This window comes from Bdellovibrio sp. NC01, assembly GCF_006874625.1.
Classification (GTDB): Bacteria; Bdellovibrionota; Bdellovibrionia; order Bdellovibrionales; family Bdellovibrionaceae; genus Bdellovibrio.
The window spans coordinates 2179608-2205543 of sequence record NZ_CP030034.1; the positions used below are offsets into that span (position 1 = coordinate 2179608).

A 25936-nucleotide genomic window follows, 5' to 3' on the forward strand; every position below is an offset into this window, starting at 1 on the left:
GACTAAATTGAGTCAGTTACCTTCAGAGCGAAATGAGCGCGTGTTCGCAGTTAAAAAGCGATCAACTTCACTCTAAAACTTAGGAAATTTTCATTTTTGTAAGAATAAGAATTGTTCCATATATGCACTTTTGTTCGATCAGGATATCGCACTTTGGAATACTTTGGCGGTACTGCGCTCAAGCTCTTTTGCAAGAAGCTGAGCATTCGCTGAAAGATCACCTTTAGATATCAGCACAATTTTATATTTAATCTTATGTGCAAATTCAGAATACACTTCTGTGAGTTGAAGATGAGGTACTGATGCCGCGACGAAATCAGGCACGAAACCAATTCCTAGACCTTCACTTGCAAAGCGTGCGATCACTTCCCAACTTTCTACGATCATCGAAACTGGAGCGGTCTTTTTATAGCGGTTTTTATAGAGCTTACGAACTTCCGCGACACCTGGTTTTTCTTCTGTCGCAAGAAAGCCCAAAGTTTTATATTGATCCTTAAAGCCTTTTCCAATCACGCAGCAAAAATGCCCTTCATGCAGAATGTATTTATCAACTCCACGCAAAGCCTTATTATCCATCACTACGCCGACTTCGATTTCACCATCAAGAACTTGCTCTAAGATGTTCTTTGTGTGCCCGATCTTTAATACCGGTTCGATCTTCTGATGGTTCTTCTGTAAAGAGCTCATCACCCCAGGAAATAATACCAGCGCAAGACTGCGTAAAGTCGCCATCGACAAAGGGCCCGCGTTTTCTTCCTGGGCACCCGCTAAAACACTGCGCAAAACGCGAACTGAATCCAAAACACCTTCCATGGATTCTAGCAAACGTAGACCCTCTGGACTGACCTTAAACTGATTCTTACTGTGCACCAAAAGAGTGGCTCCTAAAGAATCTTCAAGCTTTTTGATCGCCTGACTGACCGCCGATTGTGAAACACGATTCTTTTGCGCGGCCGCCGCGACCCCGCCTAAACGAACAGCATCCAGGAAATATCGAAGGTGATAAAGATTAGGTTCCATTTAAACCTCGAAATAGGAAATTCTTCCATAGAAGATAATAAGTAAAACTGAATATAACATACATTATAATTAACTTTAATAATTTTAAGAAAAATCCTATAAAGAGCCCATTCAAGGAGCACTTTATGATTAAAACGATGGTGATGGGTCTTATTTTTGTATTATCTTCTTCAGCCTTTGCGAGCGACATCTTGCTAGCCCGCCAGTTGGGTCAAACAAGCTGCTATATGACGTCTTCTTACGTAGGCCTTATTTATGCGGGCGAAGAAGTCGACGGTCGCGAACCACGCTACACGGCAGAAATTCCCAATAACGAAAGCCTGAAAGCTGCGATTCAAACGGCAAAGGCATCCGGTTCTTCTTTTATGCCTAAAGAAATCTTTGAAAGAAGCAAAAGCGCTTACGGTGCTTATACGGATGAGCAAATGGTTATCGTATTGACTCCAGCTAATAGCGTTACGAAAAACCTGATTGATCTAATCAATTATAACTGCAGCCCGGAGTAATCCCCTCGCGTGACGGCCCTGCGCCGTTGCGCGTTTCCCCATGACTTGAATCTGCCACTTAGACGCGTTCTAATACCCACATGTATAAGATCTTAGCTATCTGTGGTAGCACGCGAAAACAATCTTCTAATCTGCATGTGATTTCTGCATTTTCAAAAGTTGCAGCAAATATTTTTACCACGGAAGTATTCAGCGAAATCGCCGATCTTCCGCACTTCAATCCCGATCTGGATACGGAAGATCCGCCAAAAGAAATCTCTCGCTTTCGTGAAAAACTGCGCGCGGCCGATGCCATTCTTATTTCAACGCCTGAATATGCTTTAGGCGTTCCAGGCACGCTTAAAAATGCAATTGATTGGACGGTATCATCCATGGAGTTTTCGCAGAAACCTGTGGCGCTCATTACTGCGGGCACCGCGGGTGAAAAAGCACATGCATCACTTTTAGGGACTTTGCTGATTATTGAAAGTCGCATGACGGAACAAACGCAACTTGTTGTGTCGGCAGTTAAAAGCAAAATGAATGGCGATACGTTCACGGATAATAAGACTGAAATAAAGATTCAGGAATTGATCGAAAGTTTAAAGCAGTTGATAGAAAATAAGTCTATGACATTGCTTCCCCGTCCGACGATCATGGGAAATTAAAAAAGAAAAGGCCCGGTACTGGGCCTTTTTAGTTAGTGAGTCGTTCTTCTTTTTGAAGAAGGTGACTTCTTTCTTGCCGTGGATTTCGAAGAGCTCGTTTTAGAAGATGCTCTTTTTGAAGCCGATTTTGCTTTCGCTGATTTTGCAGCTTTCGCAAGACCACCTTTACGACCGCCACGTTTTGATGGCTCTGTATTTGAAACAGCACGACCGGCGCCACCTGTTTCTTTATTAACCGTCGCCCAACCGATTTGCGCGGCTCTTTTGCTAGACATACCACGCTCTTTTTCACTTTCCTCGATGTGGTGGGCTTGGCGTTTTTGTTTTGAAGTGTAACTTTCTTTTGAACCTCTTGGCATATTGATCTCCTCCTATGAAAAAGATGAACTATGACCGCAAGACTCTCTAGTAAATTTACACTTCTATGTGTGAATGCAAGAAAGTTATTTTAGTTGGGACCGATCTCGCTTTCGTTGCTGCTGGTGCGATAGCGGCTGGATTCATTGGTGCGAGACGTATAATCGCTTTGATATGATTTGTCTCGTTTGCCCTCACCCAGACCTGATTTCACGGGGACGCGGTTGGGATTGTGCTCTTTATAGTTTGGCGTATTTGATTTCGGGATGTCTCTGTAAGCCATGGGGACCTCCTATCGTGTTCTTACGCATTTAATGATTTTTAATCACAACTTTCACACAACTATCTTTTTTATCTAAAAATGTTTTATACGCTTCCGGAGCATCTTCGATGTTGATTCGATGAGTGATCAAGAACGAAGGATCGATATCGCCTTGAAGAATATGTTCAAGCAATGCCGTCATATACTTACGCACGTGTGTCTGCCCCATCTTCATCGTCAAACCTTTCGCGAAAGCAGCTCCTAGAGGCATTTTATCTAAAAATCCACCATAAACGCCAGGAATTGAAACCGTTCCGCCTTTACGACATGCTTGAATGGCCTGACGAAGGGCGATGGGTCTGTCTGTTGCCATTTTCACGGACATTTTTGCGGTTTCATATTTGCTGTATAAATCAGTGCCGTGCGCTTCAAGACCTACGGCATCGATGCACGCGTCGGGACCTCGACCACCTGTCAGGATTTTTAGTTCTTCAAGCACATCGCATTCTTCATAGTTCAGGACTTCTGCTTTACAAATTTCTTTTGCGATTTTCAAACGCTCTGGCACACGGTCGATGGCGATCACTCGTTCTGCACCTAACAAATAGGCACTTTCAATCGAAAAAAGTCCTACCGGGCCACAGCCCCACACGGCGACCGTATCCCCCATCTGAATATTGCAGTTCACCGCCGCTTGATAACCAGTCGGAAAAATATCGCTTAAGAAAAGTAACTTGTCGTCATCCATACCGGCAGGCACAACTAACGGTCCCACGTCGCCGAAAGGAACCCGCGCATATTCTGCCTGACCACCGGCATACCCACCATACATGTGCGAATAACCAAAGAGCCCGCCCCCACCGTGACCGTAAAGACCATCAGCTACTTCAGGTTTGGGGTTGCTATTATCACAGAGTGAAAATTCCTGACGACTGCAGAAGAAACAATGCCCGCAAGAAATATTAAATGGCACAACAACTTTGTCTCCGACTTTCACATTTTTTATGTGCGGTCCCACTTCAACGATTTCTCCCATGAACTCGTGACCTAGAATATCGCCTTTTTGCATTGTTGGAATCACGCCATCGAAAAGATGCAGATCTGATCCACATATTGCCGTCGAGGTGATTTTCACGATGACGTCTTGAGGATTCAAGATTCGTGGATCTGGAACTTTTTCGACTTCAACGTGTTTTGTCCCGTGCCAGCAAACCGCTTTCATACTCACTCCTAGTGTAATGCCGTTTTAGTTTCATGCTTTCGATCTGCGCCAGCTGGTTGTCCTTCAACGCGAGGAATTTCTCCGGCTTCAAAAAGTTCACGCAATTTTACAAGGTTCATTTTCAAGTTCTGATGTGGACTTTCACCCAGCATTTTTTCGATGAACTCGGTGAACTTTCCGCCAGGAACATCAAAAGCAATTCGCACTGTCACGACAGTTCCACGGCCATAATCAAGAGGTCGAAATTCAACCCGGCCTGATAGTTTTATTTCCGAAACATGAGTTGAACGCCAGGCAATGACTGAATAAGGTGTGCTCTCAACAATTTCACTGTCCCATTCAAGAGTTTTATTGCCACGCAAAGCTTTCCATTTCCAGTGGGATTTAGTGTCAGATATTTTTGTGACACTTTCCAGTTGCTCGGTGAAAGCCATAAAATTCTGAGGGTTCAACCAAAAGGTGTAGAGGTTTTGTGCTGAAGCCAACACAGTCACAGCTTCGACAGTTTCCAATCCCTTGTCTTCAAGTCTCTTGCGTCGTCCTTCGGGAGAAACTTCAGCATGCTGATTTTCCATACTCACCTCTCTCTATTTCCTCAACCTTATGCCTCTGAAAATGGATGTAAAGACCAGCCTCACGACGTGATATTACAGACCCAATTCAGAACGGCCTATTCTGCCTCACAGAGGAGCTTTTCCTCTTCATAAAATATTTTAAGAAAACCGTATGCTTGCTTAATTGGGCACAGTGTTTGCTCTCTATAAATTGATTGTCGGACTTTTGTGAAAACACTGTTTTTTAACCCGAGACTTTAGCTCGGAAACACAAGGAGGAAGTTATGGCTTCAAGATCCACAAGTTCAAGGAGTACATCTGGTCGTAGCAGCTCAAGCAGACGCTCGCCTTCGACTAGTAGTTCTCGCTCAAGTTCAAGCTCAGGCTCTTCAAGAGGTTCCAGTGCGACTCGCTCCGCTTCTAGCTCTAGAAGAAATCAAGATCAAGACATGGATAGAAGCAATCGCATGAGCCCATATTATGAAAGCGAATCTCGTGGCGGTGGTCAAAGAGGTCACTCGCAACAACAAATGGGATCTCGTGATCGTTACAATGACTACGACGACAATACACAATATTCAGGCAGTCGCAATCAGGGTTGGGATCAAGATTATGATGAAGGTCGTTCTGCAAGTAACACAAGAAATCAAGGTCGTAGCTCACGCTCATCTGAATATGGTCGTAGCAGTGACTATGATGAAGACATCCCACGTCGCAGCACTGGCGGCCGTCAATTCACTCAATCCCACACAAACTGGGATGAAGACTATGATGATTTAGGCAGCCAAGGTCGTTACGCGAATGCGGATCGCGATCAAGAGGAAAATTATTCTCCTTCTCGTCGTGGCTCTCAACGTTCAATGACTTCAGGCTCGAGCTCCGGCTCAAGAAGAGGTCAATCTAGTCAATCGCAACAATCACAATCAGGCAGACGTCCAATGTCTTCTCGTTCTGATCGTTGGGATGAAGACTATGATTCTGAAATGGATGAAGGTCGTCTTCACGCACGCGAAGATTATGAAGACGAAGATTTTGATGAAGAAAGATATTCTCGGAATAATCCGTCTCAATACTAGTTGGCCACAATCCAATTGGTGAAAAAGAAAAGGGGCTTTACGAAGCCCCTTTTTTCATTAATGAAGCTGATCAGAGGAAGGACTTCCCGAAGTCCAAGACGGAGGATCACTCGCCGGAAATGAATCGTCGATCTCTTGATCAATCGGATCGACCGGGCCTAAATTTAACGGTTCACGTTTATTTTTAGCAAGAGCTTTCACAGCGTAGGCGGTCCCCGCTGCTGCGATTGCAAAAAGCAATAGTGTTCTCAGTTTCATGAGCGACCTCCTAGAATGGAATCAGAATACACCCGTCCCTTTCGAATGCAACCCCGCCCGTAGTCCTGCACAAGTCATGTATTCTTGTCAGCCCTCTTGTGAAAATTCATAGACGATTCGATTCTGATTACAAAGCACAGAGAGGATTTCATCATGGAAATATACGAACTGTTAAAGCGAGACCATGATAAATTAAAGCAGCTTTTCGTTGATCTACTCAGTCTTCCTGAAGGAGATAAACAGACACGCCATTTTTTATTGGAACAAATTCGCGATGAACTTGTTCCACACTCACGAGCTGAGGAATCTGTTTTTTACAACTCCTTGCGCACAATCAAATCCTTAAAAGATCGCGCTTTGCATGGCTACAAAGAGCATATGGAAGCAGAAACATTATTACGTATGCTGCAATTACAAAGTAAAACCAATATGGATTGGAAAGCCACGGCTGCGAAACTGAAAGAAGCTCTTGAACATCACATTCACGAGGAAGAAATCGAATTATTCGCCTTGGCTCGTGAAAACTTTTCTGACGAAGAATCGCAGATGATGGCGAATGCCTTTGAAAAACTAAAACCAAAAATTCAAGAACAAACTATCATTGGCACGACTTGGGATATGGTCGCGAATTTAATGCCACCACGATTCTCTGATTCATTTCGAGGAATGAAAGGACCGCAACTTTAAGGGAGACACCATGAAGACTTTGGCAAAAAGATTTTTAATGGGCGTAGGCTTAGGTTTTTTAGGTTCCATGATTTATACCAAATTTAAAGAAAGCCGCCGATACATTGATTTCGAAGGAAACGTCGTCGTGATCACCGGGGGTTCCCGCGGTTTAGGTCTTTTGCTGGCGAAGGAGTTTGCGCAAGACGGGGCTTCCATCGCCTTACTTGCCCGCGATTCCGAGGAACTCTTGCGCGCAAAAAATATTTTGCAATTTGAGTGTCCAGATACGTTAGTCCATACTTACGCCTGTGACTGCACAATCAATTCTCAAGTGGTCGATACCGTTTCGCATATTTTGCATGATTTCGGCAGCATTGATATTTTAATCAATAACGCTGGCGTCATCTCTTCAATGCCAATTGAAAATGCCACAGCGAAAGACTTTGAAGAATCCATCGATACACATTTCTGGGGGCCATTTCATATGGTTGAGGCGTGCCTACCCCATATGACCGCTGGATCGCGTATTGTGAACATTAGCTCCATTGGCGGGCTTATTCCGGTACCTCACCTTGCCGCCTATTGTACCGGTAAATTCGCCTTAACTGGCTATTCACAATCGCTACGCGCGGAACTTATGAAAGACGGTATTTATGTTACAACAGTTTGTCCGAATTTAATGAGAACCGGCTCTATCGATCATGCGAAATTCAAAGGTCAAGCAACAAAAGAATATACGATCTTTGCGATCTTGGACTCGTTACCACTTATTTCACAAAACGCTGAAAAGTCTGCTAAAGAAATTCGCGAAGCTGTGCGCTGGGGTAAAGCAGAACTGACTATTTCTCTTACCGCGAAACTTGCACACAGAATTAATGTGCACTTTCCAGAGTTCTTTTCAGACATCATTGGCCTAGCAAATCGCTTTTTGCCAGAAGGCACCGCAGATCGTGAAACACAAGTGGAAGGACGTAGTGCGCACACGGCACTTGCGCCATCAGTCCTAACACGTGTCTCGGAAAAAGCGGCACGACTTAACAATGAGGGCGAAATTCATCACTAAGATAGTTTCGCATTCACCCACTTCAATACTCGTTGTAACCGCGGCACTGTCACCTCGAGCGCCTCTTCATAAGTCATCCATTTGTATTGCTGATGCTCGGGACGCCCCAATTCTTCATTGATGCCAAGCACGACCTTGTCAGTATTCATCTCTGCGATGTAATAACGCGCGACCTTGCCTTTGCCATAGGGCTCCGTTTCGATGAATTCTTTTTTGAATGGAAATTTATACGGTTCAAGACCGGTTTCCTCTTTAAGCTCGCGTTGCGCGGCCAGAAATGGATCTTCACCTTCTTCTACTTCGCCTTTTGGAAAATCCCAATAGTTGTAACTGCGAAGCAATAAAAAACGCAGGGGCTTTTCATTTAAAAAAGGAATCACCCCTGCTGATAACACATTACTCTTCATATGAGTTTTCATCTTCACCAAAGTCATCGGAAGATCCGCGTTTAAATTCTTGGAAGTCTTTTTCCAAAGTTCCTAGAACTTGGGCGGCTCTTTGAAACAACGCCTTGGCGCTGGGATCTTCAACTTTAGAAATATCTTCCTCGCAGTGATCTTTCAACGCATGTAAGTGCATTGCGATATTTTGAGTATGAGCAATTGGATCCTTCGAGGAAATATTTTGAATCTCCATACTCACCTCTATTTATTCGCAGTATTTTTATTAGATGAACTTTGGCCAGCTTCTTCTTCATGAACGTCGCTAGAATGATCTAATTGTTTATTATGACTTGCTTTACGTTGTGCCTTCAACGAGCCTTCATAACGTTTGCTCGTTTGACTAAAGCCTTTATTTTTATGATGACCAGACATAAAAGACCTCCTTCATTCCTCTTAATACGAGTGCCTTCAGGATAGCAGATTAGACAGAGATAAAGACCAGACCGAAGACCGCACCTTTAATAAACTCTTGCAAGAAATAAGGCCAAGGTTGTTATCCCAGAGATTCTCTTGCGATTCGGCACAATTCATCACAGCGTTCATTAAACGAAATTCCCGCGTGCGCTTTCACCCAGGCCCATTCGATGCGATGCTTTTCATCCAAACAATCAAGACTTTGAATCAAGCCAATATTGGGAATAGCCACACCTGAAGGCTTGAGCCACGAATTTTGTTTCCAGTCGTTACGCCACAAAGTCATCGTATCAATTAAAATACGCGAGTCAGAAAAAAGCTTCAAAGAAGTGGGTTCTGATAAAGACTGCAAAGCTTCGATCGCAGCACGCATCTCCATTTGAGTACTGGTCACCTTGCGCTCTTTACCACTGGCTTCATGAACCACCTGTCCGTTCTTCACGATCACATAAGCCCACGAACCGCGCCCATTTTTTTCGCTGCCGTCGGTATAGATTTCTATCGCGTCTTGTGAAGCGAAGAATGCTGAAATGCGATTAAAAAAAGATTTTAGGAAAGGTAAAAGCATAGATCCTGCCTTTAAGACTTTCATAGGACAGGATCTTCTGCAAAGTTATTTTTTAATTTCCGAATTCAGATACGCTTCGATATCCACATCGGGTGGCTCTGCGATACCGGTGCCTGGCAACGGTCCAATGAGCTCTTCCAACGAATAATCCATGCGGAACTCAAACTGACGTTCCCACTGATAACGAAGCCAACGTTCCTGGCGATACCAGCGGAATTTTTCAGGATCATCGTGACAACTGGACAGCTCTTTACTTTCTGACGCTCCCCAACGCAGCTCGACGCAATGATAAGGATCAAAGCTAATCAAAAACAAACGTTTGCGTAGCTCTTCCATATCCAAATTCACGCTGACACCTGCTGAGTTTACATAAGAAAACTTACAAGCTTTCACTCCGGTTTGATAAGTCGAAAGCAAATCTTTCGCTAGATTTTTGCCTTTGTAAACGATCGTGGGATCGTTAGCCTTATAGCGAGCGATATAATTTTTCGCCGAATACAAAAGCTCCATGAAAACCATTTTTAAACGCGCATCACGTGCGGGACTGGCATAGTTTTCCCACTCGCCGGTTGTGCCGTAAATATTTTCTGGCAATCGCTCTGGGTGTTCTTTGTTTTGAATACCTGCATCGATACCGGCCTGTACGGCTTCCACACGATCCTGCAAACTATCACAAATATCAGTGACGTCCGCTTTCATATCAGTCTCAGGGTTAATTTTTAAAGCACCCTTGGCCATTTTCATGCGCACGTAATCGTAATAAGAAACGGTGTTGCCATTATAGACAAATTTCCCTTTTTTCCAATCACCCTTTGGATCAGGATTCGTACCATAAAATTGTTCCTTCCCATATAATGCTAAGGTCGCATTCTTTGCGCCGATGATTTTCCCGCCGACGTAGGCGCCACTTGAGTCTTTAGTAGCGCCTGCCAAGATCAAGGGCCGAAAGTTTTTAAATCCCGCGCCTTGATCCGGAATGCTACGACTGAATTTTGAATTAAACATGCCACTACTGACGGTGTTATCGGGATGTGAGTCGATATAATAAATTCGCCCATCGTCACCAATTTTCCAAATGATTGTGACATGGCCATTAGGATCATAAATCACTGTCCCAGGACGAACAGCATCGCGAGAAATCTTCGCTGGATAGTAATCGGTATAAAGATCGCCATCTTCTAATCCCATCATCCGATAGGCTGCTGACCATGTCAGCTTCTTCAAAGATTCATTCAAAAATTGCACGGCACTTGGATAAGTTGATGCTAACCACTGATCGTTGAAGACTGAAGCTGTTGATAAAACATCGTAGCGAGCAAGGACAATATTTCCATAAGTTGTATAACGAAGATCCCCTTTATTCCCAGGCACAGGGCGTGCAGTTACAATACTTTCCAAGGACATGGGTAAGCCATTCTTCCACGCAAAGTACGAACGCAAAAAGTAAGGAAAGTCCGCACAATCTGATTCTGGTTTTAAATCAGCTGGATCGGTATCACGATATGGATTTGCAGCAGATTTAATACACGTGTCGACGCGACGACATTTACGAGCCGAGACCGCCTGACCAATACTGGTTACAAACTGTCCAAAACGAATTTCATCATCTTCGGTCCACGCGGGCTTGGTTATTTTCCACAAAGAATTATTGTTTTGCGCAATTGCAAAATAAGGCATGAGCACTAAAAAAACTAAGATCGTTTTCACTTCTGTCTCCTCCAGCTAAGAAGATTGGGAAGTCCTTTGCGAAAATGCTTTTACAGTCTGAATCAGGGCCGTGCGATTGATAGGTTTTCCTAAATAACCATCAAAGCCCGCTTCTAAACATCGTTCTCGTTCGCCAAGCATCGTGTGCGCGGTTAACGCGATGACTGGCACTTTATAACCCTGCTCGCGAATAATTTTAACCGCCTCATAACCATCGATCTTCGGCATTTGAATATCCAGCAACACAATATCGAACTGATATTGCTTCAGTAGTTCAAAACAAGCGCGAGCATCTAAAGCACATTCCACCACAGCTCCTGACGCGGACAAGAACAATTTCGCTAACTGCAAATTGTCTTCAACGTCATCGACAACTAACACTCTTGCTCCGTCAACTCTGTCATAAACCGTTTTTTTAGCCTGGCCTTTCGCCACATGAGCTTCAGTTCCGGCATCGATATGAAAGACCCTTGAGCGATCCGGAATTTCCAAACGAAATGACAAGGCAAACGTACAACCTTTGCCTTCATCACAGCGTTCAAGCACTACATCACCGCCTAAGGCGTGAGCCATTTTCTTTGAAAGATATAACCCTAAACCCGTGCCACCATGTTTACGCGTCGTCGCCACATCACCTTGCGCAAAAGGTTGAAATAAGGTTGCTTGATTTTCTGTCGAGATACCTGGCCCGGTATCATCAACACGTACAAACAGAAAATCACCAACCATCCCACAACGAATTATAACATCACCACGTTCGGTAAATTTAATTGCATTGCCGATGATATTGGAGACGACCTGACGCATTTTGGTCGGGTCACTCACAACTCTTAACGGCAGAGGCGTTTCGCTGCGCACCTCGAAGGCAAGACCTTTTTCTTGGGCCTTTAATGCGAATAACGATGTCACATCACGCAGAACTTCTTCAAGATCAAACTCGATTCTTTCAATTTCCATTTTATTGGCTTCAATTTTGGAAATATCTAGGAGTTCATTCACAAGACGGTACAAGTGCTCACCATTGCGCAAAACTGTCAGAACTTGTTTACGCTGATCGGGATCAAGATTTTCTGCCTCTGATAAAAGCTGGGCAAAGCCTAACATCGCTCCCAAGGGCGTTCTAATTTCATGGCTCATGTTGGCCAAGAATGCGGATTTTGCGCGATTCGCTTCTTCCGTTCGGCGATTGGCCTCCATCAACTCAAATTCGAATTTCTTTTTATAAGTGATGTCTTGAGTTGTCGCAATGGCGCGAATTGATTTTCCAGATGGATCGCGAATGAACGCCGAAGTGATCGCAAGCCACACGGTTTTGCCATCTTTACGAATGTAAGTTTTCTCAGACGCATTATCTGAAGATGGCTTGTTCAAAATTTCCAAATATTCTTGATAGCGCGCCTCCCGTTCTTCTTCCGGCGCAAGATCGAAAAAACGCATTTGTAGCAATTCTTCCTTCGAATATCCCGTGATCTCGCAAAATTTACGATTCACTCGAAGAAAATGAGTATCGGATGTATCGAATTCGAATTTTCCAGAGCCCGCAAGTTCAAAGATGGTGCGAAATTCCATCTCGCTCTTTTTCACCGTCTCTAAGGCCTGAATACGATCCGTAATCTCCTGCGATACAAAAAGCACACGCTCGAGTGGTTTCCCCATTGGAATAAGAGTGGAGTGAAAAACTCTGCGCATGCCCTGTGTATCTAAAACTTGAGTATCAAAACTTGCACCTACACCAGCGAAGGCTTGTTCGAAATAAGATCGGTTTTGTTCATATCGGTCAGCCGGAATGACATCTATCCATCTTTTGCCAACGATATCGTAGCGATCACGCCCATACCAATCGGCATAACTTTGATTGACCATCTCATACCTTCCATCAGCGGAAACACTGGCGATAAGAGATGGCAACGCATCGATAATATTATTTAATAAATCCTCATTGCTTTCAGATCGCTTCAAAAGTCGCATCGAATTGAGATCGGAAATATTCTTAAGACGGACTTCTTTACGAAATCTCTCGCAACCCAATGAAATTAGAACGCCTGCCAAAAAGAAAATTGCAAGCTGTATCAACTGACCTTCATCATTGGCCATTTTCCAAGAATGAACGGGCGACAAAAAGAAATAATGACTTAAAAGCGTGGAGGCGACGGTCGCCGCGAATCCGGGCCAGAACCCACCAAACCATCCGCAAAACATGATCGCCAAAAGAAAGAAGATAAATGGTAAACCTTCATGGAACGCTTCACTAAATATCGCGCGAATAGCAAATGCCACCCCGACTGAAATAACGACCGCAAGGACGTCTTTAACGAAATGCTTTTTGGGCCCAAACATGTATCTTTTCATTCGAAGTTCTAACCTCTAATATCCATGATATCGCTTCTGTCCAGGGCAGCCATTTGTACTTTGTTAGTATCTGAGAACTGTTCACAGACCCTTTGCAGCTGAACAAATGAAAATTACCGGCTTTATAGAGCAATATATCGGCTTTAAACCTCACTTGATTTTCATTATTTCCCTATAAAGTGGCTTTGCTTTCCTAGATGGAACACCTGGCGTATATAGATGCCCTATGTTTCGAATCATGCGCAAATATCACCGTTGGGTCTCAATCGTTATTGCTTTACCGTTTCTGATCACCTTGGTGACTGGCATTACGCTCGCCACACGTGGTTTCAATAGCTGGGTTCAACCAGAATATGCTCCAGTTAAATCGGCTCTTTCCGTCAGCTTCGAACAAATTCTTGAAGCCGCTCGTTCTGTACCGGAAGCCCAAATTCAATCCTGGAAAGATGTTTCGCAAATCGATATTAGACCCGCCGTTGGTAACATCCGCTTGCGCGCTAAGAACACTCAATGGGAAATTCAAATCGACGGAGTGACAGGCCAAGTCACTGGTAAAGGTATTCGCCGCGCTTCATTCCTAACAGCCCTTCATGAAGGCGCTTATTTCGGCCCCGTGGTTCGTTATGGCTTGTTCTTGCCCAGCGCTGTGGGCGTATTCTTCCTATTAGTTTCAGGTATTATTATTTTTGTTCAACCTTATCTCGCACGAAGAAAAAAGGCTTAAGGATTACTTATGAAATTTTCGCAGTTTTCCACAGAGGAAAAAAAGAATTTCGCAAAAGGTTTCCGTTTCGGTCTTGAGTCCGAATACCTTGTCGTTAAAAAAGACGACTTCACTCCACTATGGCATCATGATTTGACATTCGAAACGCTGAACGCGATTTTCGAAAGCGTTTCTTTGGAAGGCATTCCTTCTTGCGACGGTTTGGATCTTGAGCCTCCACAAACGAAACTCATGCCTTTCGTTGTTGAAGGTTACCACTTGCCTGACATGGATTTCGCCGCAAAAGAAATTTTACCTAAAGGTGTAGAAATCAGAACGCCTGTTTGCGACAGCCTTGAGCACGTATTAGAAGTTCACAAAACTTTGTATTCACGCCTGCGCGCTAAAATGAACGAGAACAACTACGATCTTGTATGCTTGTCTCATCACCCGATTCATTCAAAATTCTCGGGACCACAAAACAAACGCCGTCACGACTATTGGCAATGGTCTATGGAAGTGATGACAACGTTTGGTCCAGACATCAACGTCAGCCTTCCAGAAAATCTAGCAGCTCTGGTTAACGACGATGAGCTTGAAGCAAAAATCAACTATTACGGTCCAGCATTGTCTGCACTCAGCACGGCATCTCCGTTTGTTGATGGCAGCTTGTGGCCTCTTCGTGAAGGTTTCGGCAAAAGCTTCCGTATGCACAAACGCTCTTACATCGCGCCTCCGATTGAATTCCATCCAACGGAAAAAAACCGTTACGAATTCAAAGTCTTTGATATGCCAAACTCAATCGAAGAAATTGAAGCGCAATTCCTTTCATTCTTAGCTCTTGTGCTTGATGAAAGCTTGATGGGCCGAGCTTCTAAGCAAACTCGCATCTATGACTTGGGCCAAGTGGCTCGTCATGGCTTGCAAGCTGAAGACATGTCTGCTCGCGCGACAGAACTTCTTGAAAAAGCGCCTGCGGTTTTGAAAGAGTGGGGCTTTGATGCAAAAGCGTTGGAAGTATTTAAAAAACGTGTGATCTCTGGAAAAACTCCAGCCGACGATATGATTGAGATGTTCCAAAAGACGCAATCTTTGAAAGAAGTGTTGAAAGCACGCAGTCACTTCAAGGTTTAAATCTATGATGAATCCTCCGTTTGCAATCATTCAGACTGATGTCTCGAAGATCCAAGCCGGGGATTGGTTTTTGCCAATGACGATCAAAGAAGTGAATCAACACTCTTTGATCGCAGAGGCCGTTAAAAAAGGCGCGATCGGTTTTACTTATCAAGAAAATGAAAAGATCGCGTCCTTCGATGTTCCGCATTTTTCAGTTCCTGATCTGCGTAAATATCTTTTTAACCTCGCCATTCAACATCGTCCCTCACTCCAAGCACAAGTTGCCGTTATTACTGGCAGCAATGGCAAAACCAGCGTTAAAGAACTTCTGGGCGCAATTCTTCAGGCATCACATCCGCAGACTTCATTTATCAGTCCTGCTAACTTGAATACGAAAATTGCGTTGGCGAATCAGATTTTACGTCTGCCAAACACATGCGCGATTGCGGGATTTGAAATGGGCGCTCGTCGTGTTGGTGATTTCGCGATCCCTTTAAGTTATCTGCAACCTTCTGTGGTGGCATTGCTAAACATCGGCACAGCCCATGTCGGCGAATTTGGTTCTAAAGAAAAATTAGCACAAGAAAAAATGTCGGGTCTTGATGCCGCTTCGGCACGCACGCTTATTGTTCCTTATGAAGATGCGATGATTTTAGAAAAAGCGCGTTCCACAGGGAAACGTGTCATCACATTCGGTTATGTTACAGAAAGTGAAATTCAAATTTTACCTTCCCGTTCCGCTTCAGAAGTTATTTTGAAAATTGCAGGACAAGTTCGCACACTTCACTGCCCGTTTTCAGCTTCCGCGAAAGAACTGAATGTGGCAGCCGCTGTTGGTATTGCTGTCGCTTTGGATATCCCTGTTGCAAAAATTCACGAAGGTTTAGCTTCGTTTAAAGGTGTCGCTCGTCGTTTTCAGGCTTTTGATTGGAACGGCACTTACGCAATTGATGATGCATTCAATGCGAGTCCTGAAAGTATGCTCTTAGGTTTGCAGGAATTCGCAAAGCTCGCTCAAGGCAAAAGGACTTTATTGGTTCTAGGTTCAATGCTTGAGCTAGGCTTATCCTGCGAAGAAGAACACATTAAGATTGGCCGCGAGATTACGTCGTTGTTTCATGGGTCCCCTGTGAGGGTTGCAACCGTGGGTACGGAGGCTCAAGCCATTGTCCAGGGTTTGAATTCTTCATTTCAAACTTTCAAATTTGCTGATGCTCAGGAAGCTCGTTCAACTTTAAAGGAAATGCAGTCACACTTTGACATGGCCTTCTTTAAGGGTTCTAAATCAATTCAACTGCATAAGATCTTTCAGGAGGACTGATGACGGCGAGTTCTCTTTACGCTCAGGATTTTGGCAATTTACAAATCGCAATGGCGTCAGTTTTAATTCTGATTGCGATTTCTATTTCTAAATTTCTAAAGTTCGATCTTGAAAAAGATTTTTTTATTGCGGGACTGCGCACGACGATTCAATTAATTGCCGTTGGCTTTGTCTTACGATGGATTTTAAAAGGCGAATCTGCGCTGCTCAATGTTTTAGTGCTGCTATTTATGACTTTGGTTGCAGCGCAAGCGGTGGTGTCGCGCCTTAAACACAAATCGCTTAAAATGTACGGTGTCGCGTTCGTGGCACTTCTTGGAAGTGCGTGGCCGCTTGGGTATTTAAGCCTTGAAGTCTTCTTTCATCAAATCGCCTTACAGCAAGCTTCATTCTTCGTGCCCTATATGGGTGTCTTGATGGGGAATGCGCTTTCGGCGATTTCCTTGGCACTCGTCAATTTAGAACGTGTGCGCGCAGAAAATATTCTTGAAATTGAAACTTTTAAATCACTTGGTGCAAATCACTTTGAAGCCGCTCACCGTGTTTATCGTGACCTGCTGCGCACTTCGCTAACACCCACTATTAACGGTATGACGATTGTCGGCTTAGTCAGCCTTCCCGGTGTTATGGCGGGTCAGCTTATCGGTGGCGTGGATCCACTCACAGCGGCGCGTTTTCAGATTCTAGTGATGTTCTTGATCCTACTGACTTCAATGGTCGGCACTTTGATTGCGCTTTTCATGAATCACTATTTCTTTATGCCGAAGTGGCTAACTGCACACGTTCCGACGTGGTCGTTCCTGCAACCACCTCAAGAGAAATTAATTTTAAGCGGACCTTCTGGTTCAGGAAAAAGTCGTTTATTGAAATCCATGACAGGCCTTGATCTTTCAGAGATTCGCGAAGAACAGAAAAACAAAACAAACATTATGTTTCAAGATTCTTCAGAAGTGATTCACTACATCCATCAAAAGGCGCACTTCATTCCGGGAACTGTCGAAGAAAATCTTCGTTATCCTTATTCATTTCATTCTCATAAAAACCAGGCTTTTGATTTAGAAAAGGCCAAACATCTTTTGCGCGAATTTGGTCTTAACGATTCGATCTTAGCAAAAAATGCTACGACGCTTTCAGGTGGCGAAGCTCAACTTGTGCATTTGGTGCGTAGTCTTCAGTTGAATCCTCAAATTCTATTTCTGGATGAACCAAGTTCTTCCCTTGATCCAGAGCGTACGCGCTTATTAGAAGCGTATCTGAACAATTGGATTCGTGAGAACAATCACAGACTGGTTATGATTACTCATAACCAAGAGCAACTTCGCCGCTTTGGTTCGCGCGTGGCCTTGCTGAAACCGGAAGGTCTTGCTTATGAATAGATTTATTATTGCTGCCATTTTTTTAGCTGCTTCTTCCGCTTTTGCGCAAACTTCACAAACTGCGGTGTCGTCACAAACGGTGAACGAATCGGTTTTAGTAGACTCTCTTCGTAATAAAACCTTTCAAGATAACTCTGATATCACCGACGCAAAGTTGAAAGCCGACGGTGGTTCACTGTCTCGTTATAGCTTGAAGTTTAATCTTAGTTATACGGGACCGACGTTAGCGGATATGTCTGAAAAAGATCAGCCGAATCCTGATGGCAGCATTGGAAGTTTTCAAACGGCTATCGGTGGCAGCATGGGCTTACGCTATCGTATCAATTCAAAAAGCACAGTGGGTCTTTCGACGGGTTTAAAAGCCATTCATCCTTTTCACGGGATGGAGCGCTTTGATGTCAGCAATCCTTCGCTGACTTATGACTACTCGACGCGTGTGTGGGACATGCAAATGAAGAACTCGCCGGGGTTTGTTTTGCGTACGGTCCCAGAGTTTAAAAATGTCGGCCAATACGGAATGCTTTTGGATAATCATTCGATCGTCTATGATCTAGGTGCCAGTGCCTTTGCTGTTGGTGTTGATATGGCCGTTGGGTATTTCATGTATGAACGTGAATACATCAAAAAAGATGGCAAGGCCGCCCGTTATAGCTTCGAATTTAATCCGAATGTAAAATACAACTTCTCTGACAAGTTAAGTGTCGTTACGTCATCGAATATTTCATTGTGGAATCCACGCGGTCGCAGCGATCAATATGCCTTATTAAATAAATCTGTGAATCAGCGCCTGGGTTTAGGCTGGGCCATCAATCGTGACACTTATCTAAATCCGTATTTCACATTCTATCCACAGCACCTTGCGTGGTCTGGCGTTACGATGAATGTGAATACGATTTTTTCAGTCTTCTAGTCCGTATTTTAGACCGGCACTTCTTTACGATTATTGATTTTGTTTTCGACCAAACGTTTACGAACGTGTTCGGTCAATGTGATAAGGCTGTTAGCCATGCGATCGGCCTCTTCAAAGATAACGCTGAATTGCTCACCTTCTTTTTCGCGCGACTCGACAAGTTTCACATAAGCTTGGCGAACATCCGGAAATTCATTCTGCGGAATATCTTTGCCACGCAGACATTCAACTAACAACGTCACTGTTTTTTCGATTTGTGCCGCAAATTCCTTAAAGGCTTCTTTCTGATTGTCAGAAAGTCTTTGCGAAGAACCCGCCTCCATCGACATCATCGAGTGCGCAAAACGATTCGAAGCTACCGTAATCGCACTGATCACTTTAAGATCTTCAAAATTAGCCCCGCGCTCGAGCGTATAACGACCTGAGGCAGCTTGAAAGCTTGTGCGCGCCACACGCGAGGTCTGACGAATGCGATCCATATCTTGATCGGAATAACCCGAGTGACCCTTGATCACGGCAACTACCGCTTTGAAATATTCAAGATACGTTTCAAGCATACGTGCTATGACTTCGCTAAGTTGCAACTTTTCTGAAGTGGGCCATAACAAATAAACAATCAATGCGATCGCACCACCCATGAACGTATTGAGTCCACGGGCCCAGATCACTTCTTTAGGGGAAACACCCGTAAGAGCGATCAACACCACAACCAAAGCCCCCACACACATCGCAAAGATGCCATAGTTCGCTGATCCCACCCACCGCATTAGGAAAGTAAATAAGACGATAAGAATAAATTCCGCCGTTTGTGTTTCTGGGAAAATATGAAACAAGACAGTAGCAATCACCAGTCCAGCTAAAGTTCCCAACACCCGCAGCATACCGCGATTAAATGTTGCCGCGTAATCAGGCTTCAACACAATCGCGATTGTCATTGGCACCCAATACGCGCGATGCAGATTTAAAGACTTAGAAAGAATCTCGCCAATCGCAATACACAAAGACAAGCGCACAGCATGACGGAAACCAGGAGATTTAAAAGTTAGATTCGCACGCAGTGTCGCAAGACTTCCGCGAAAACGCATCTTGATGGGTTTTGAAGCTTCGATCTGCTCTGCTTTCTGAATACCCACTGCCGTTGTGCGCAGTGAAAGATCTGCTACCGCACGAAGCTGTCCTGCTAACATATCCATCTGATAGGTTAGATCATTTAAGACAGCATTTAGAAATGCCGACTCATTTTCAGAGCGTTGATTTTTAATCTGCGTAATTTGGTTTTCAATTTGTACGATTATTGGGGGTGCCACGCCAATAGATTGCGACGTCTGAATGACTTCTCCGACGGAATCTAAAACTTTCGCGGTTGATTTCAGAATATCGTCTAATAGACTGACACTAAAATGTTGATCAATTTCACGACTTAAACGTTTGCGCAGTCTTAACAAAGATAGGATCGTCAAACGCAAACGTTCTGCTTGCGCCAATAAAGATCGATATCGTCGTGCATCTGCCCTTGAATCGCCAGCAAGATCTTTTAAAGCATTCTGTGCTTCGATACTCAAATGCGTTGCCTGCGGGGCCTGCTCTGCCGTTCCGGAAGTTGAAGTCAGTCGTGCGATGTCTTGAAAGAATGCGCTTAAAGCCCGACGTGCCGGGCGATAACGTCTCCATGGCCAAAGACCGATGCCGATCACCGCTTGCAGCAAGCCACCGATGAACGCAAACAAACTTAAATGCAAAGCGGAACCAGCATCCAAAGCTTGCGCCGAAAAAATCAAAAACGTCGCAAGACAGATCACACTTAGATCAGCAATCACCGTATCAAGCACCACCAACATGCCAGAGAAAAATGCAATGCACGTTAATAACACAAAAACCAAAACAGGCTCATTAGCCGACCACGCTGCCAGAAACACGAATACTGCCGACAGCACTGATGCTGCGATCATTCTTTTTGCGCGGTCAATGTACGCGTCTGATTTATCAGAATAGCAAACGTTCAACGCACCGATGGCAATAGAAAGACCAACGGCGGGCGAGTTCATCATGAACCCAATACCGACAGCAAGAGCCATTCCGAGTGCCGCTCTAAATGCGACCCACGGCTCCATTTTATTAGGTTCAAAAGTGATTAATTGCGACCAGATTCCAGTACTTCGTGCCATTACTGAATCGTACTCCCAGTAGGTTCGGAAAGGAATGACTTTGACACGGCCTTCAATTCATTTTCACTGGAGAAAGACAAGAATAAGTCGTAAATTATATCCCGAGGAGTTTAACATGGCCTTTCGTTGGATCGGTAAATCAGAAGATGGAAAAACAGTGACATTGCGTCGCCTGGAAGATTGTCAATTGGCGATTCCAGAATACGCGACTCCTGCATGGCTTGAACAGAATGCCGATTTAGTGCGCATGGGAGCCGTATTAGACGTTGAAACAACGGGCCTTAACCATGCAAACGATCAAGTCATCGAAATTGGTCTGCGCCAATTTAAATTTAATAAAAATACCGGCGAAGTTTTAGGTCTTGGAAAATCTTATTCAGAATTTCAAGATCCGGGTCGCCCGTTGTCGCCAGAAATCATTGCTTTGACTGGCATCACAGATGAGATGCTTGCAGGCAAAAAAATCGACTGGGATGAAGTTGGCAAACTTTTGCATGAGTGCGTTCTGGTTATCGCCCATAATGCTCGCTTCGATCGTCCATTCATTGATCGTAAAGCTAATATTTCAAAAGAAAAAATCTGGGCGTGTTCAGTGAAGCAAATCGACTGGAGTGTCAAAGGCTTCTTCAGTTCGAAGTTAGAACTTTTAAATATCTACCATGGTTTCTTTACGGATTCACATCGTGCGATCAATGACGTTGATGCTTTACTTTACTTGCTAAGTCATACAGATCCAGCAACGAACAAACCCTATCTTGCGGAGCTTACTTCAAATGCAAAACGTTTGATGACTCAAGTGATTGCAAGTGCGGCACCATTTGATTCAAAAGAACATTTAAAAAGTCGTGGCTACAGTTGGGATAATACAAATCGCTTCTGGTCAAAAACGATTTTTAAAGACGACGTCCCTTCTGAAATCAATTGGCTTGAAGAGATCGTGTATATCGGCCCATTCGGCGGCATCACCCGCGATATCGCCTTAGCTGATGGATTTAAAAATTAAAAAAGGCCTATGAGGCCTTTTTTAATAACGTTTTCAGATGTTGATTTGTTTCAAAGAACACTGGGTCGGTGTTCTTGTAGTGATCCGCTAGGTGCTTCACCACGAATTGACCACTCGCTTTGAAAAGCGGGTTTTTAGATTCTAAAAACTCATCTAGCTTTTCAGCCAACTCTTTATCGAATTGTTTTTTACCTGACACCAATAATGCATCCGCCGACACTCGATTGTGCTTCACGTAGATGTATTTTCTTAAGAACGTAATGTCTTGAGCCAAGTCACCCAACACGATGATTGCGTTCGCTTGAGTTCTTGGATCTTTGTGTTCAAGACATTGAGTTAATAACTCAAGCAATGAATTTTCGACCTGACTGACTGGGACTAAATTTGACGACAACGAAATCACCGAAGCCAGGACTTTATCGCTGACATTCCCAGCTTCATTCCATTTATGGGCTTCTTTAAACAAACTCACAAAGGCATTTACTTGCTCTTGTTTCGTTTGACGAACTTTGATGTGTTTTAGTTCTGCAAAGACTTTAAAGAAAATATCTTCGTCCCCCACGGCAAGCACCTGATGAAGGTATTCGTAGATTTGAATGAGATCGGAATCGCCTCGGAAGTACGTGACGTCAGCCAGACGGCCTTGCGCTAATACCTCTTTTACGCTTGCGAACTCCGTCGCTTTAGAAAGGCTTGCTCTGTCAGAAAAGCCTTTTAACACAGCTTCTTTTGTTTCACTGATATGGCAAAGATTTTCTACCTGAGAAGCCATATCGCTATAGAAAGTCACGGAGCTTTTCTTTTTATCCTCTACGACACTCAGCAAACGCGCAGATTCGATAAGCGGCAAGCCCGATAATGAAAATCCTGAATCTTGCGGTACGAAACGAATCTTACCAAGAACGAAGCAACCCTTTACTTTAAAGTAGTGATCCGCCCCTTCAGGCAAGTTATCTTCAATTTCTTGTGCAACTTCGAAGATGTTTCTTAAACACGCAAGCGCCATGGCCTGCGAATTTACTTTTTCTTCTTTGATATGGAAAACGATTTCATCGCCGACGTATTGATAGATTAAACCGTTATAACGTTCAATCACCTCGCGCGCGCGAACGAAATAGTTGTGCATCATCTCTGTCACATATTCGTCTTTTTTATCTAAGAAGATTTGCGTAAATCCGTTTAGATCGACACGAATAAGTGACGTCTGGAACGAGTATGGCGCTTTTTTACCCGACTTCATTTCGTGCACAATCGCGGGCGTTAACGTTTCAGTATAAACTTTATTTTCGTATTCCAATGTTTTTTGAGTACTCTCGTAAGAACGAGCCGCTTGCAAAAGTGTTTGTCCTTCTTTTGAAAGCGAACGAACATTTGCCATCTTGTTACGATCTTTCGATGAAAGAATGCGACTAAGATCGATGATGTCTTTCAAGAAGAAATACACGACAAGCGAAAGAAATGCCGTCACCATCGCAAGGTCACGAAGAATGGGGCCTTTCATGTATTTAAGATTCTGCAAGATGATTTGATGACGATTTTGATGAATACCGACCGTTAAGCGATAATCCATGATCTTGATCGTTCTATATGCCAGATTGCCGCTTGCTAACACAGAGTTAAAAGTCTGATAGTCATAGTTCAATGCTTCAGGGCCTTCACCACCGTTGTAATACGCAACGGGCTCGCTGCCTTTTTGGAGAATATAGAAATGAATCAACCCTAAGTCGTGTGCTTTGTGCAGATTTGTATCTACTAAATTAATATTATCAGAGATCAATGCTGGAATCTGATTGTCTTCAGCATACACCATCTGTGAATGGCGTTCGGCAATAATATCATCCGTCATGCGTGCGACATTATAATAGAACTGCCCCAGAGTTAAACCGACATAGCCCAACCAGAAGCTTGCGACAATAAGAAGTACCATTGATTTATTGCGTTTATTTTTGGCGAACAAAGCGATTCCCTTCATCCAAGAAAACCACGTCGCCGCGATCAGCCCCGTAAGAATTTCCGTACAAATCAATGATTGTTACTTTGTTGGTCTTAAGCGAATTTACAAAGTTGTTATCTTTAAGTTTAGATTTCGTCGTCGAATAATCGCCACGCGCAAAGAACGTAACAACCTCTTCTCGAGAAGAATTCGCTGATTGCACCTTTGCAGATGCAGAATCAATCGCTGCCGGAGCACGACTTGGCGAAGCTGCTTTATTATTCCCCGGTTTAATCGTTAACTCATCATCTGCTGCAAGAGCGGATGCTCCACCGGCTGATGCGCCTGATGAACCGCCACCACCACCGCCCCCAAGGGACGCGGCTGAACCTCCCGCCTTCCCTGAGTAACTTGGAGCTGAGGAACTTGCACCACGAGTTGCCGCTGTTGCCGCTTTAGCCGTTCTTGATGCATCTGCTTTTGCAAAAGATGCCGTATCGGAAGCTGAGATACCTGATGAAGACGATGATGAGCCCGAACCAGACGCCATTGAATAACTGCCGTTCAGGTCCACTTGCTCAACGATTCTTTCATCTGACTTTAATGTATTACGAGATTGAACTTTGAAGTTTGGAGCTTCGCCCGAAGCCACAACGGAAGTTGAAGCTGGAGACCGTGAATTTGATTTCACACCATCTTGTTCACGGTATTTCGTGTATTCAGCAACTGATTTTGCCGTTGCTGTCCCTGCATTCAAAGAGCCCACCGCAACATCGGATGCACCACCTGATGAACCTGATCCTCCAGATGAGCCCGAAGAAACATAGGAGCCGGATGAAGAGTCCTTCGTTTCCGCAAGAGCTGGTGTGCTCACCGCACCCATTACTTCATTGGCCATACGGAATACCGGAGCACTTGCACTGGCACTATCCTTCACGGCAGCAGTCAAACCTTCTGGAGATTTATCAACTTTAGTTGCGGCTAATTGTTTACCAGTCGCAATCGGTTTAGCAGAAGCAATATCAGATGGCGCGCTTACAGGTTGATTGCTAAGCTCATTAAACGTCGCCATAACATCATCAGGAAGCGCGATCGAACCATTCATCGGCGTCGCAACGACACTTGCAGGCAATCGCCCCATTTCGCCTTTTTTTATTGGTGCCGATCCAACCTCGCTAGCAATATGGCTGACAGAGTGTTTATCTGACCACATTCCCTTATTTTCCTGCCCACGACTATTCGCAGTTTCGTCTTTTTGAACACCTGCGTTCGAACACTCTTTCAATATCAATTCCGTGAGTCTGTCATCCTGAAGGCCCGCTCTATGCACTAGCTCGTGCAATACCACATGTCTTACATCGCTTGCGCTCGCATCAGAAGAGGGCATCGAAATTTTAATATCTTTTCCCTCAGTATAACTTCCTTTTACAGGGATCGGCTTTGATTTATCTCCAGCATCGGAGGGTTTAACATCTTCACAAGTGAACAGTGGCTCTTTTGCCTTTTCACCGACGATCTTCAAAAGATCCAATTTCAGTTGGGCACTATATAAAGAAAGTGAAGTCTCATCGACTTGGAAATTGTTAGCCTGTGCAGATTTGTTCACTTTTTCACTCGCAATACAATCTGCAAACTTAAGATCGTTTTTATCCATCAAGGCGTCTTTAAGCATTGGGAATGTCGTCTCACTCTCCAAACACGTGTCTGATAGGTAACTTTCAAAGTTTGAAGCTTTTACGTCAGCTGAAAGTGTTTCGGAAAACTTTTTTATTTCTTCATTTATCACTTTAACTTTATCGGCAGCGCAAGCCGCTGACGAGTCACCATTTATAACCCTAGCTTTTCTTTGAACTGCTTTCACCAGGGTAAACTTGTTACCAACAGGTCGATACAAAGCTTCGGCAACACGGCCGTCTTTATGTTTTATAAAGTGAATATAGGAAACTTGATCATTCAAATAACGTAAACGAATTTCAAGTGAACCTTTACGCAAGACCCACATATCAACGCTACCGTTTTTATCAACGTCGATGCGCAAATCCTGGTAATCCTTGTATGACAAAAGATATTGGCCGACTGATGTTCCCGCGGGATTCAACAAAACAAGATCAGGGTTGAAAGAAGACGCGACAGCTTTCGAAGCTGGTAGCGCTCCGAACAATGTTGTCCATGCAAAAATAGCCGCGACGATGAGTTTCATTCCACAGTCTTTTTCGGCAGAAAGACTGTGGAAATTTAAACATTTACGTATTTGTTGATTACATCCGACTCTAGTCCAGGTATCCATGCTCTAG

26 protein-coding genes are annotated in these 25936 nt (G+C 44.0%); 11 read left to right on the forward strand and 15 right to left on the reverse strand.

Features of this window, described 5'->3' with window-relative positions:
- Positions 1–138 precede the first annotated feature (138 nt).
- Complete coding sequence (locus tag DOE51_RS10450; protein ID WP_142696509.1) at positions 139–1020, reverse strand: LysR family transcriptional regulator; 882 nt, start codon at positions 1018–1020, stop codon at positions 139–141.
- A 125-nt stretch (positions 1021–1145) separates the two neighbouring features.
- Between DOE51_RS10450 and DOE51_RS10455 the strand changes: the two genes are divergently transcribed.
- A complete protein-coding gene (locus DOE51_RS10455; protein ID WP_142696510.1) occupies positions 1146–1526 on the forward strand; it encodes a hypothetical protein in 381 nt (126 codons plus the stop codon).
- A gap of 80 nt (positions 1527–1606) precedes the next feature.
- Positions 1607–2173, forward strand: a complete 567-nt coding sequence (locus tag DOE51_RS10460) for an NADPH-dependent FMN reductase (RefSeq protein ID WP_142696511.1) — start codon at positions 1607–1609, stop codon at positions 2171–2173.
- A gap of 32 nt (positions 2174–2205) precedes the next feature.
- Here the strand turns inward: DOE51_RS10460 and DOE51_RS10465 are convergent, their stop codons facing one another.
- From DOE51_RS10465 to DOE51_RS10480, 4 genes are all read right to left on the reverse strand, one after another.
- The gene (locus tag DOE51_RS10465; protein ID WP_142696512.1) at positions 2206–2532 is read right to left on the reverse strand and encodes a plasmid stabilization protein; all 327 of its coding nucleotides are present in this window, start codon (positions 2530–2532) and stop codon (positions 2206–2208) included.
- 89 nt (positions 2533–2621) lie between these two features.
- Positions 2622–2813, reverse strand: coding sequence for a hypothetical protein (locus tag DOE51_RS10470; protein WP_142696513.1), 192 nt, complete (start codon positions 2811–2813; stop codon positions 2622–2624).
- A gap of 28 nt (positions 2814–2841) precedes the next feature.
- Positions 2842–4014, reverse strand: a complete 1173-nt coding sequence (locus tag DOE51_RS10475; RefSeq protein WP_142696514.1) for a zinc-dependent alcohol dehydrogenase — start codon at positions 4012–4014, stop codon at positions 2842–2844.
- 8 nt (positions 4015–4022) lie between these two features.
- Entirely contained in the window at positions 4023–4589 is a 567-nt protein-coding gene (locus DOE51_RS10480) for an SRPBCC family protein (protein ID WP_142696515.1), read from the reverse strand.
- Between the two features lie 446 nt (positions 4590–5035).
- On the opposite strand from DOE51_RS10480, the gene DOE51_RS10485 reads away from it, so the two are divergent.
- Entirely contained in the window at positions 5036–5644 is a 609-nt protein-coding gene (locus DOE51_RS10485) for a hypothetical protein (RefSeq protein ID WP_168196425.1), read from the forward strand.
- A 57-nt stretch (positions 5645–5701) separates the two neighbouring features.
- Here DOE51_RS10485 and DOE51_RS10490 read toward each other — a convergent pair whose 3' ends face one another.
- Positions 5702–5902, reverse strand: a complete 201-nt coding sequence (locus tag DOE51_RS10490; RefSeq protein WP_142696517.1) for a hypothetical protein — start codon at positions 5900–5902, stop codon at positions 5702–5704.
- A 153-nt stretch (positions 5903–6055) separates the two neighbouring features.
- On the opposite strand from DOE51_RS10490, the gene DOE51_RS10495 reads away from it, so the two are divergent.
- A complete protein-coding gene (locus tag DOE51_RS10495; protein ID WP_142696518.1) occupies positions 6056–6589 on the forward strand; it encodes a hemerythrin domain-containing protein in 534 nt (177 codons plus the stop codon).
- Between the two features lie 10 nt (positions 6590–6599).
- Positions 6600–7634 carry an SDR family oxidoreductase gene (locus tag DOE51_RS10500; protein WP_210415520.1) on the forward strand — a complete coding sequence of 345 codons (1035 nt, stop codon included), beginning with the start codon at positions 6600–6602 and terminating at the stop codon, positions 7632–7634.
- Here DOE51_RS10500 and DOE51_RS10505 read toward each other — a convergent pair.
- The 6 genes from DOE51_RS10505 to DOE51_RS10525 form a co-directional block, all read right to left on the reverse strand.
- Positions 7631–8041 (reverse strand): bis(5'-nucleosyl)-tetraphosphatase, encoded by a 411-nt coding sequence (locus DOE51_RS10505; RefSeq protein WP_142698255.1) that lies wholly within the window; start codon positions 8039–8041, stop codon positions 7631–7633. The two genes, DOE51_RS10500 and DOE51_RS10505, sit on opposite strands and share 4 nt — an antisense overlap.
- Positions 8031–8270 carry a hypothetical protein gene (locus tag DOE51_RS10510; protein ID WP_142696519.1) on the reverse strand — a complete coding sequence of 80 codons (240 nt, stop codon included), beginning with the start codon at positions 8268–8270 and terminating at the stop codon, positions 8031–8033. Before DOE51_RS10510 ends, DOE51_RS10505 begins: the two co-directional genes overlap by 11 nt.
- Positions 8271–8278: 8 nt before the next feature.
- Positions 8279–8449 carry a hypothetical protein gene (locus DOE51_RS19185; protein ID WP_168196426.1) on the reverse strand — a complete coding sequence of 57 codons (171 nt, stop codon included), beginning with the start codon at positions 8447–8449 and terminating at the stop codon, positions 8279–8281.
- A gap of 121 nt (positions 8450–8570) precedes the next feature.
- Entirely contained in the window at positions 8571–9083 is a 513-nt protein-coding gene (locus tag DOE51_RS10515) for a ribonuclease H (protein WP_142696520.1), read from the reverse strand.
- Positions 9084–9104: 21 nt separating this feature from the next.
- Positions 9105–10766 (reverse strand): hypothetical protein, encoded by a 1662-nt coding sequence (locus tag DOE51_RS10520; RefSeq protein ID WP_246845031.1) that lies wholly within the window; start codon positions 10764–10766, stop codon positions 9105–9107.
- Between the two features lie 15 nt (positions 10767–10781).
- Positions 10782–13115 (reverse strand): PAS domain S-box protein, encoded by a 2334-nt coding sequence (locus DOE51_RS10525; RefSeq protein WP_142696521.1) that lies wholly within the window; start codon positions 13113–13115, stop codon positions 10782–10784.
- A 226-nt stretch (positions 13116–13341) separates the two neighbouring features.
- Between DOE51_RS10525 and DOE51_RS10530 the strand changes: the two genes are divergently transcribed.
- From DOE51_RS10530 to DOE51_RS10550, 5 genes are read left to right on the forward strand one after another with little or no spacing between them, the layout of a single operon-like run.
- Positions 13342–13839 (forward strand): PepSY-associated TM helix domain-containing protein, encoded by a 498-nt coding sequence (locus tag DOE51_RS10530; RefSeq protein WP_142696522.1) that lies wholly within the window; start codon positions 13342–13344, stop codon positions 13837–13839.
- A 9-nt stretch (positions 13840–13848) separates the two neighbouring features.
- Positions 13849–14952, forward strand: a complete 1104-nt coding sequence (locus DOE51_RS10535; RefSeq protein ID WP_142696523.1) for a glutamate-cysteine ligase family protein — start codon at positions 13849–13851, stop codon at positions 14950–14952.
- Positions 14953–14956: 4 nt separating this feature from the next.
- Positions 14957–16255, forward strand: coding sequence for a UDP-N-acetylmuramoyl-tripeptide--D-alanyl-D-alanine ligase (locus DOE51_RS10540; RefSeq protein ID WP_142696524.1), 1299 nt, complete (start codon positions 14957–14959; stop codon positions 16253–16255).
- Complete coding sequence (locus DOE51_RS10545) at positions 16255–17631, forward strand: ABC transporter permease (RefSeq protein WP_142696525.1); 1377 nt, start codon at positions 16255–16257, stop codon at positions 17629–17631. Before DOE51_RS10540 ends, DOE51_RS10545 begins: the two co-directional genes overlap by 1 nt.
- Positions 17624–18541, forward strand: a complete 918-nt coding sequence (locus DOE51_RS10550) for a hypothetical protein (protein ID WP_142696526.1) — start codon at positions 17624–17626, stop codon at positions 18539–18541. Before DOE51_RS10545 ends, DOE51_RS10550 begins: the two co-directional genes overlap by 8 nt.
- 8 nt (positions 18542–18549) lie before the next feature.
- On the opposite strand, the gene DOE51_RS10555 is transcribed toward DOE51_RS10550, so the two are convergent.
- Positions 18550–20706: an FUSC family protein gene (locus tag DOE51_RS10555; protein WP_142696527.1), complete on the reverse strand. Its 2157-nt coding sequence runs from the start codon at positions 20704–20706 to the stop codon at positions 18550–18552.
- Positions 20707–20821: 115 nt separating this feature from the next.
- Between DOE51_RS10555 and DOE51_RS10560 the strand changes: the two genes are divergently transcribed.
- A complete protein-coding gene (locus DOE51_RS10560) occupies positions 20822–21709 on the forward strand; it encodes a 3'-5' exonuclease (RefSeq protein WP_142696528.1) in 888 nt (295 codons plus the stop codon).
- 7 nt (positions 21710–21716) lie between these two features.
- On the opposite strand, the gene DOE51_RS10565 is transcribed toward DOE51_RS10560, so the two are convergent.
- Together DOE51_RS10565 and DOE51_RS10570 are read right to left on the reverse strand one after the other, a co-directional pair.
- Positions 21717–23681, reverse strand: coding sequence for an adenylate cyclase (locus tag DOE51_RS10565; protein ID WP_246845032.1), 1965 nt, complete (start codon positions 23679–23681; stop codon positions 21717–21719).
- Positions 23650–25842: a metallopeptidase family protein gene (locus tag DOE51_RS10570; RefSeq protein WP_142696529.1), complete on the reverse strand. Its 2193-nt coding sequence runs from the start codon at positions 25840–25842 to the stop codon at positions 23650–23652. Before DOE51_RS10570 ends, DOE51_RS10565 begins: the two co-directional genes overlap by 32 nt.
- Positions 25843–25936 lie beyond the last annotated feature (94 nt).